The sequence below is a fragment of the Mycobacterium sp. SMC-13 genome (genome assembly GCF_045311035.1).
Taxonomy (GTDB): domain Bacteria; phylum Actinomycetota; class Actinomycetes; order Mycobacteriales; family Mycobacteriaceae; genus Mycobacterium.
This window is the reverse complement of record NZ_JBJIAI010000056.1, coordinates 1-8,922: the sequence shown is the minus strand read 5'-3', so window position 1 is coordinate 8,922 and position 8,922 is coordinate 1. Positions and strand designations below refer to the sequence as shown.

Genomic DNA, 8,922 nt, shown 5'->3' with positions numbered 1-8,922 from the left:
GATCGAAATTCTCATCCAATCTGGGGCAATGCAGGTCAGACTAGTAAATGTGCCCCAGATTCAATGAGAACGGACATCTGGGATGATCGAGGCGTGACCGATGTGCTCGCCGACCCCTTCAACGCCGCGCTCGACGGCCCACACAGCCGGTTCCGTGAAGTCAGCGGACGGATCCAGCGATACCGCGCGGACGTTTCGGTGTTCTATGGTCACCCACGCGAACTGACCGCCGAGGACTACATCCACGTCGCCCGCCTGGCCGGCGACACCGGGATCGCGGTCCTTCGCGACCGCGCCACCGCGCTGCCCGCGGGCTGGTCCGTCGTCGAGACGTTCGGTTTGGTCCAATATGAGGGCAGCGAAATCGAAGCTGCTCCCGATCCGGCGGCGATACCTCTGACGCCGGCCGACGTGCCCGAGATGACCGCCCTGGTCGAGCGGACCAAACCGGGACCGTTCCTCCCCCGGACCATCGAACTCGGAACCTATCTGGGTATCCGCGCCGCCGATGGTTCGCTCGTCGCGATGGCCGGCGAGCGGATGCGACCGACCGGATTCACGGAAATCAGCGCAGTGTGCACCGCCCCCGAAGCCCGCGGACAGGGCCTGGCGTCCCGCCTGATCCGCGCAATCGCCCACGGTATCCGCGAGCGCGACGAAACTCCGTTCCTCCATACATCGAGCGACAACCCGGCTCAGAGGCTCTACAAGGCGATGGGTTTCACTCTGACGCGTACGGTCCCCCTCGAGATCGTCCGTATTTCCTGACTCGGGTCGCTTCGCCGACACTCCACGTCCTGGGCCGTCTGCGATGGTCCCGGAATCCGTGTGTCGGCTTCGCCCGTTCCATGAACTCCTGACCAGTCAGAACCGCCGACCTCGCAGGAGTCGGGCTTCAAGCGTGATGGCCGTAACACGCGTTCGTTAGGTGTCCTACTTGCCGATTCCAAGCCTTCGGTATAAATTTGCTAAAAATCGCGTTCGTTAACAAGTAGCACGTCGCGCGAGACCACCGCCGGTCACCGCGCTGATCCCAAATCGGCAGGTGAACCCTGCGAGCAGCCTGGGGTCGAACCAACCGAGTGAGTCCCGCCCAGCAGAGAGCGCCCCGGTAGCCATGTCGACACCTACAGTTGGAAACCCGCAGGTAAACAGTTCAAACGAGTCCACCACCGGCCAATTCCCCGCTGCAAGCGAGCTTGCGCTGCAGCTACCAGCTGCTACCACAATCAGCAACCGGGGAAGGTCAATGCGTGAGCAGCGTCACGCAAAATATGCACGCAAGCTCATTTTCAGCGATGCTCTAGTTATTTGCTCTTCCGTCATCCTGGGGCAAATTTTCCGGTTCGCCACCACCGGTGGCCACCCTGTCTACGTGTCCCTCGACAACGGTCCGCATGTCCGGTATCTGGCCGTATCGGCTGTCATCGCGGTGGCGTGGATGGGCTTCCTATCACTGGGCAGCCGCTCGGCCAAGGTCGTCGGCCGAGGCTTCGATGAGTACGTCACCCTCGCCGCGGCCACGTTGCAGCTGTTCGGCCTCATCGCCATCGCCTCGACGCTGTTCCACCTGAACATCTCGCGCGGCTATCTCGCCATCGCTCTACCGACGGGCCTGGTCGGTCTGATCACCACCCGCTGGATCTGGCGCAAATTCCACGCGAGCAAGCGCCGCCTGGGCTACAACCAAAGCCGCCTCCTGGTCGTCGGTGCTACCAGTGCTGCCGCAGACATCGCCACCGAGTTCGCCAAAGACCCCTGGGCCGGTTACCACGTCGCCGGGTTCTGCACCCCCATGGGACCCACGCACGCCAAGGAAGTCATCACCATCGCCGGCCGCGACATCCCGATCGTCGGCACCGACGAAGCCATCCTCGCCGCCGTTCATCGCACCAACGCCGACACTGTCGCCCTGGCTGCCACTCACCATCTCAGCCCCACCGAGATCCGCCGACTCATGTGGGAACTGGAAACCCACGGTATCGACCTCATGGTTGCCCCCGGCCTCATCGACATCGCCGACCAACGCCTCACCAGCCGCCCCGTCGCCGGCATGGCGGTCTTCGAGATCACCAAACCCCAATACAGCCGCGCAAATTCACTCATCAAGCGCACCTTCGACATCGCCTTCGCCGGTGCGGCGCTACTGGCGGTTGCCCCGCTCATGCTCGTCACCGCCCTGGCCGTCAAGCTCACCAGCGCAGGCCCGATCTTCTACAAGGCGGAGCGCATCGGCCTGGACGGCATCCCGTTCAAGATGACCAAGTTCCGCAGCATGTACCAAGACGCTGATGCCCGCCAAGCCGACATGATCGCCGCCAGCGGAGGAGGCGCGATGTTCTTCAAGATGAAGGACGACCCGCGCGTCACCCCCATCGGCAAGATCATCCGCAAGTACTCCATCGACGAACTCCCCCAGTTCTTCAACGTCCTCACCGGACATATGAGCGTTGTCGGCCCTCGACCCCAAGTGCGCCGCGAAGTCGACACCTACGACGACCTCGTCAGCCGACGCCTCACCGTCAAACCCGGCCTCACCGGCCTCTGGCAAATCAGCGGACGCTCCGACCTCGCGGTGGAAGACGCTGTGCGCCTGGACCTTTCGTACGTCGAAAACTGGTCTCTCCTCCAAGACATCCTCATCATCGCCAAAACCGTCCGCACCGTCCTCACCGGCAGCGGCGCCTACTGACAACCGTGGCGACTTGCCCACGAAACTCCTGGACCTCGAGCGAGACCGCCCCCGATCAACGTCGCTCGAGGTTCAGGCATGCCAGGAGATGCGCGGCAGAATGACGGGATCGAGTCGGCACGATGCGGCGCTGTGGCTGGCGATCATGACCATGGCTGGTGCGGTGGCCTGCTGCCCACCAGCCATGGCGGACCCGTCACCGACGTCGCCGGTTGACTCGCGGCCGGGGGCATCCGCAGGAGCAGACGGCCGTGTAGCGCGTTTCGGGCACACATCGGCCAAGTCCCCCAAGGGCTTACCTTCATCACCGAGCGTCGGTGACGTGCCCGCTGCGCCGGCTCAGGCCCCTGGGAAGACGGTCCGGCGCACACCAGGCGGCGCGGACTTCGAGGCCGAGCGGCCGGCGGCGAAAGCGGCCGAGCCGAGTGACTCGGAAATGTCTGCCCGCCCGGGCCGTGCACCGGCGGGCCAGGAATCATCGACCGGTAGCCGCGCAGTTCCCCGCCAACGGACAGCCTCCGGTCGGCGGCCGAGTACGTCCACCGAAGCTACCCGGCGCGCGTCGCGGCTTCCAATCGACTCACCCGAGAAACCCCACCGGGTGCAGGTGAGTGGCCATGCCGCCACGACTCTATCGCCGACCGTAGCGCACGAATTGCGCTGGGATGCAACACCGTCTGACGAACGACCGGATGCGCCACAACTTTCGGCACCGACGAACAGGGTCAGCATCAGAAGTTCAATCGCTGACCTTGCCCGGTTGCCGCTGGTGATAGGGCCGGATTCGGACAGTCCGGTCGCACTGCGCGGCAACTTGGTCAATGCGGCCGCGGTCCCCGGGTCCGTGGCGATGCTGATGGTCGTCGCAATCGGCGTCGCCCTGGGCTACCGACAGGCGAAGCGGCATGACGTCGCCGGGTCCGACGTCATGCGCTTCATCTCCTGAACTACCACCCGAGCGCTTCGCGAACCGCGCTCGGCCATGAATCAGGCTTTAGGCCATGGGTTTTGAGCAGGGCAAGGGCGATTCGTTCCATGCCAAACCCAACGCAGGCGCTGTGCGCCACGGCCCCGTCGGCGGTCGACAGCCCAAACGTCTCACCAAAATGATCCCGATGGCAGTTGGCCGACACCACGGCAGTACCGTCATCGAGGTCGTCGTAGAGCCGCACCAACAGCTCCGTCTTGAGATTCTCGTCCCGCTGGTTGGCCGCCAGCATTCGGCCCGCTCTGCCGAAGAACGGATCATTGGCAGGCGCGGGCCGGGCGTCCAGGCCGAGGGCGGTGAGTACCTCCATGCCGTGGTCCACCCACGAGTCGCGATGTCTCTCAGCTTGTTCGGGTGAGCCGACGCGCACATACTCGTGCATTCGGAAGGCTTGCATACGCGCTGGGTCGATCGCAGGCTCATGCCGGAAGCAATAGCCGTAGATATCCATCAGCGCCCCGCCTTCGGGAAGGATCTTGGCGAGCGTGCCGTAGCTGGGATGGCACGCGGCCGAAACCAGCATGGTCCCAGCAGGGTTCAGGTGGCCATCCCACGACAGTCCGGCGTCACGATCCGCCAGCAGCGCGCGATGCTCGGGGTTGCCTCCGGTGAATGTCGAGATGGCGCCTGTCAGATTCGGGAACGACGCGATGTAGTCGGTCTTCTCGAACGCTTCGCGCGGGTACAACGGAGGAAAACGCAAGACCGCAGCCGCGTCGCCGTGCACCTCGGCGCCCTTCCGACGCACCGCGACATCGATGCCGTCGATGATCTTCTCGAAATCACCGCCGCGGCCATAGAGTCCGTCGATGCCCAACGGCACCAAGTGGCCGACATCGACCAGCTCATCGCGAAATTCTTTGCGCGCCAATTCGAGCGGCTCGCCAGCTGTCGTCAATGCTCTCACCCCCGGTAGGCCAACACGAGATTGGCGTTGTTTACTCGAATACGTTCGTTCGAGACCATCAGCTGTGGACCGAATGCGTCCCGTAGGAGACGTCCCATGGTCAGCGCGTGGTCCTCGCGGTAACCATTGAGGCCGACGATCTTCAACGCCTCGGTCACCACATCGATCACCGCAGTCGATGCGGCGATCTTGAGATTGTTCATGGCGACGGTGAAGCTGATGGTCGCTTCATCGGCACCGGACTCGGCCAAGGACTGATAGCGCAGAACCTCGTGTAGCACCATCGATTCGAAGCGCTGGTGCGTCACGGTCAGATCAGCCAGCACCGACGCTTGCGGGACGGTCTTGTCCGGCGCCTTGCGCGCGGCTTGTCGAACGACCGTGCGGGCTTTGGCGTATGCCGCGTCGGCGATTCCCAACCACACCGACGCCCACAGGGTGTGTGACGCGGGCAGCATCGTGGTCGCCAGGATGCTCGCGTAGTCGGCCGGAATCAGGTTGGCGGCCGAAGTCCGCGTCGACAACAGATAGCCGGGACTGCACGTGCCACGAAAGCCCATGGTGTCCCAGGTGCTGGTGCGCTTGAGATCGGTGTCGCCCGCCGGACACAACAGCAGGACTTGATCGTTCTTGGCTGCATCCGGGTGACGCCTGGCGGTGGCGCCGATGTAGTCGGCCTGCTCGGCATACGAGATCACCGGCGCGTTCTTTTCCAGGAGAACTTCGTCGCCTTCGCTGACGATCGCACACGTCGACGAGCCGAGATCACCACCAGTTGTGCTCTCAGTTGTTGCTGACGCAATGAGCAACTGATTTGCTGCGATGCTTCTTGCCACTTCCGCGGCGGGGCCGCTACGGGCGTACTTCGCAAGGACCAGGGCCTGCGTCTGGTGCATGGCGAAGACCATGCCCGCGGCGCTGCACGCGGTACCCAGCGCCCGGGCGATCACCGACAGTTCGGCGATGCGGAACCCCTGACCACCGAGTTCGGCTGGAAGACCGCACGAAAGTAATTGTGCCTGTTTGAGTGCGTCGACGGCTTCGTGCGGGAACCGCGCCTGCTGGTCGACCTCATCTGCGGCGCCAGCGGCGACGCGCACGGCGTCGACGAGCCCGGGAATGGTCGACGCGGTGCGCGTGACCGCACCGTCAAGATCGGGCATGAGACCCCCTCGGGCGATGAACCGACCTTCGGTTCCTCGCAGAATTGTAGTTAGCTGTGATGAATACAGCGAACTATCAGCGGCGAATACTCTGTATGATACGGGTATGCGGGAAACCATCGAACGCGTTTTGGCTGCGCACGGCCGGATGGCCGTCGACCCGATCGGGGTGGCCGACGACGCCGACCTCTATGAATTGGGCCTGACCTCCCACGCTTCGGTGAATGTGATGCTGGCGCTCGAAGACGAGTTCGACATCGAATTTCCCGATGAAGCCCTCAAGAAGTCCACCTTTGCCTCGATACGGAACATCCAGGCGGTCGTCTCGAATCTCGCCAAGTAGGGCTCATGAGTCGCGCCATGGTGCCGCAAGCTGCCGCTGCCCTGCAGATCGACGCCAGGCCCGACGGTTACGAACCGCATTTCACGCACCACGCCGACCGGCTCTGGGTCGAGACGAACTGCTATCTCGACCTGTGGATCGAGATTCTGAATTGTCTTGGGCTGGACCCTGTTCCGAGCTTCGCGTCGCTGCTTTCGGTTGACCATGACGGGCTCAGCTGGACCTTCGGCAAGCAGCAACCGGAAGACCTGCGTCGGCTGTACGGCATCGAGGTAACCGAAGAGAATTCGTGGCTTCCGGTGCTCGAATTGGTGGAGACGGGGCCGCGGCGCGGCGTGCTGCACACCGTGGAAGTCGACAGCTGGTGGCTGCCCGACACCGCGGGAACCGCCTATCGCAATGAGCACGTCAAGACCACGATCACGCCCCTGAACGTCGACCGGAACGCAAGGCAGATGCGCTACCTGCACAACGCGGGGTTGTTCGCGCTCGACGGCGAAGACTTCGACGGCGTGTTCGGGCTGACTGCCGCGTCGGCACCGCTGCTCCCGCCGTACATCGAAGTCGTCCGTCTCTTCCCGGCCCGTGCACAGCCTGGTGCCCTAGCAATCATTGTGCGCGAGCATCTTTCACGTCGCCCGAGCGGAAATCCGATCGATCGTCTGGCAACCTGCGTCGAGGAGGCCGGGACCTGGCTGCCTGAGGCGGGGATGGCCCGCTTCCACTTGTGGGCCTTCGGTTCGCTGCGTCAGTGCGGGGCGTCGGCTGAACTGCTGGCCGATCTGGCCGAACACCTCGATGCCGAGTTCTCGGGTGCGGCCGCCGCAGCAGTGTTACTGCGTAACGTCGCGGCGGCGGCGAAGGCAGTGCAGTTCAAGATGGCGCGCGCGGTGAGCGGGCGGAAAGTCGATGTGTCCGCCGCGCTTTCCGCCATGGCCACCGACTGGCAGGACGCGCTCGACGCCATCGCCGACGCGGTCGGCTGAGCCGATGCTGGCACGTTGGCAGGTACTGCGCCGAGATCCCGGCGCCGCTGCGGTAACCAATGAGCTGGCCGGCGCCTGGGCAACCGCACCGAGCGTGGAGATCCCAGCGACGGTAGCGACCGCGTTCGTCGGCAACCCCGACGACCACGACTGGTGGTACCGGACCACGTTGACCACGGAACACGCGACCAGTATCGAATTCGAAGGACTGACCTTCCCCGCCACGGTCTTTCTCGATGGGTCGCCGGTGGCCGACTGTGAATCGATGTTTCTGCCGTTGCGCATCGAATGCGATGCCGGTGATCACGAGCTGGTGATTCGCTTCGCGTCGCTGAATCATTGGCTCAAGACGCGAAGGCCAAGAGGACGTTGGCGCTCCACGCTGGTCGGTGCACCGGGCCTGCGGTGGGCTCGAACGACGCTCATCGGCCGCGCCCCCGTGTATGGGAATCTTCCGGCGCCCGTTGGCATCTGGCGTCCGGTGACTGCTGTCACCGCGCAGACCCGGACCGATGTCGTCACCAAGGTCGACGGAAACGTCATCACAGTTGCGGGAACCAGCGGTGCGCGCACGATCCGGCTCACCGTGGTGGATCCGGCCGGCCGACAGATAGCCGACGACACCACCGCACCGACCCAACGTGGCTTCCGGTTCGACGTCGCCGTTCCGTCTCCGCTGCTCTGGTGGCCCAACGGCTATGGACCGCAACACGTGTACCGGGTACGCCTTGAGGCCGATGGCGTGGAAGTCGCCGACCGGCCCGTCGGATTTCGGACACTGTCGGTCGCAGCGGACGGATTTCGGATCAGCGTGAACGGCACTGCGATCTTCTGCCGGGGCGTGACGTGGTCTCCCCCGGACCCCATCCGGGCATTCGCCGATCCCGATCAGATTCGCGATCAGGTAAGGACTTTCGCGGCCGCCGGTGCCACGATGGTGCGAGTGGTGGGTGGCTTGCTCTTCGAGCAGGCCGAGTTCTGGGAGGCCTGCGCCGAGGCGGGCCTGCTGGTGTGGCAGGACGCCATGCTGGCGACGTTCGATCCCCCGGTCGAGCAGAGCGAGTTGATCGCAAGAGAACTCATCTCGGTCCTGCAAGGAGTGTCGGGAAACCCAGTGCTGGCGGTGGTCAGCGGAGGCAGCGAGACGCTGCAACAGCCCGAGATGCTCGGACTCAGCCACGACGAGTCGGTGATTGAGGTCCTGGAATCAGTACTTGGTGCCGCTGTCGCGGAACACTCTGATGCCCACTACGTCCGGGCCTCACCGTCGGCCCCACCCGGTACCGCCGATCTCGCGATCCGCCCGGACACCGGCATAGCGCACTGGTTCGGCGTCGGTGGCTACCTACGACCAATCGCCGACGTGCGGAGCGCCGGAATCCGGTTCGCTGCCGAGAGCCTGGCGTTCTCCAATCCCCCGGTGTCCGACTACGTCGAACGTCATTTCGGCTCCGCCGCGATGGCCGGTCATCATCCCGATTGGAAGGCCGGCGTGCCACGGGACCGCGGCTCCTCCTGGGACTTCGAGGACGTCCGCGACTTCTACGCGCACGAGGTGTTCGGTGAAGTCCTGCTCGCCGTCCGGCGCACGGAACCCGAACGGTATCTGCAGCTCGGGCGCCTTGCCGTGGCCACCGCGATGCGCGAATGCTTCGCCTACTGGCGGCGAGCCGACTCAGGCTGTGGCGGGGCCCTTGTGCTGTCCGGCCGGGACACAGTGGCCGGCGCCGGGTGGGGACTTCTGGACTCCGACGGCGCGGCGAAACGGGGGTCGGGGAGCAGATTCTCGAAATCCGGCGCTAAGGATTTACGGCAGATAGTAGCGTACTATCTGCCGTAACTC

8 protein-coding genes are annotated in these 8,922 nt (G+C 64.4%); 6 read left to right on the top strand and 2 right to left on the bottom strand.

Features of this window, described 5'->3' with window-relative positions; translation table 11 throughout:
* Positions 1–93 precede the first annotated feature (93 nt).
* The 3 genes from ACJH6I_RS31205 (at position 94) to ACJH6I_RS31195 (ending at position 3,638) form a co-directional block, all read left to right on the top strand.
* Entirely contained in the window at positions 94–768 is a 675-nt protein-coding gene (locus ACJH6I_RS31205) for a GNAT family N-acetyltransferase (RefSeq protein ID WP_138249302.1), read from the top strand.
* A gap of 481 nt (positions 769–1,249) precedes the next feature.
* Complete coding sequence (locus tag ACJH6I_RS31200) at positions 1,250–2,692, top strand: sugar transferase (RefSeq protein WP_082762010.1); 1,443 nt, start codon at positions 1,250–1,252, stop codon at positions 2,690–2,692.
* A gap of 760 nt (positions 2,693–3,452) precedes the next feature.
* Complete coding sequence (locus tag ACJH6I_RS31195) at positions 3,453–3,638, top strand: hypothetical protein (RefSeq protein ID WP_061001263.1); 186 nt, start codon at positions 3,453–3,455, stop codon at positions 3,636–3,638.
* 1 nt (position 3,639) lies between these two features.
* Here the strand turns inward: ACJH6I_RS31195 and ACJH6I_RS31190 are convergent, their stop codons facing one another.
* Both ACJH6I_RS31190 and ACJH6I_RS31185 read right to left on the bottom strand, forming a co-directional pair.
* Entirely contained in the window at positions 3,640–4,578 is a 939-nt protein-coding gene (locus tag ACJH6I_RS31190) for an amino acid--[acyl-carrier-protein] ligase (RefSeq protein WP_061001262.1), read from the bottom strand.
* A 5-nt stretch (positions 4,579–4,583) separates the two neighbouring features.
* The gene (locus ACJH6I_RS31185) at positions 4,584–5,750 is read right to left on the bottom strand and encodes an acyl-CoA dehydrogenase family protein (protein WP_061001261.1); all 1,167 of its coding nucleotides are present in this window, start codon (positions 5,748–5,750) and stop codon (positions 4,584–4,586) included.
* 106 nt (positions 5,751–5,856) lie between these two features.
* Between ACJH6I_RS31185 and ACJH6I_RS31180 the strand changes: the two genes are divergently transcribed.
* From ACJH6I_RS31180 to ACJH6I_RS31170, 3 genes are read left to right on the top strand one after another with little or no spacing between them, the layout of a single operon-like run.
* Positions 5,857–6,093 (top strand): acyl carrier protein, encoded by a 237-nt coding sequence (locus ACJH6I_RS31180; RefSeq protein WP_029104977.1) that lies wholly within the window; start codon positions 5,857–5,859, stop codon positions 6,091–6,093.
* 5 nt (positions 6,094–6,098) lie between these two features.
* Complete coding sequence (locus ACJH6I_RS31175) at positions 6,099–7,079, top strand: DUF1839 family protein (RefSeq protein ID WP_234785467.1); 981 nt, start codon at positions 6,099–6,101, stop codon at positions 7,077–7,079.
* Positions 7,080–7,083: 4 nt separating this feature from the next.
* The gene (locus ACJH6I_RS31170) at positions 7,084–8,919 is read left to right on the top strand and encodes a glycosyl hydrolase 2 galactose-binding domain-containing protein (protein ID WP_406785172.1); all 1,836 of its coding nucleotides are present in this window, start codon (positions 7,084–7,086) and stop codon (positions 8,917–8,919) included.
* Positions 8,920–8,922 lie beyond the last annotated feature (3 nt).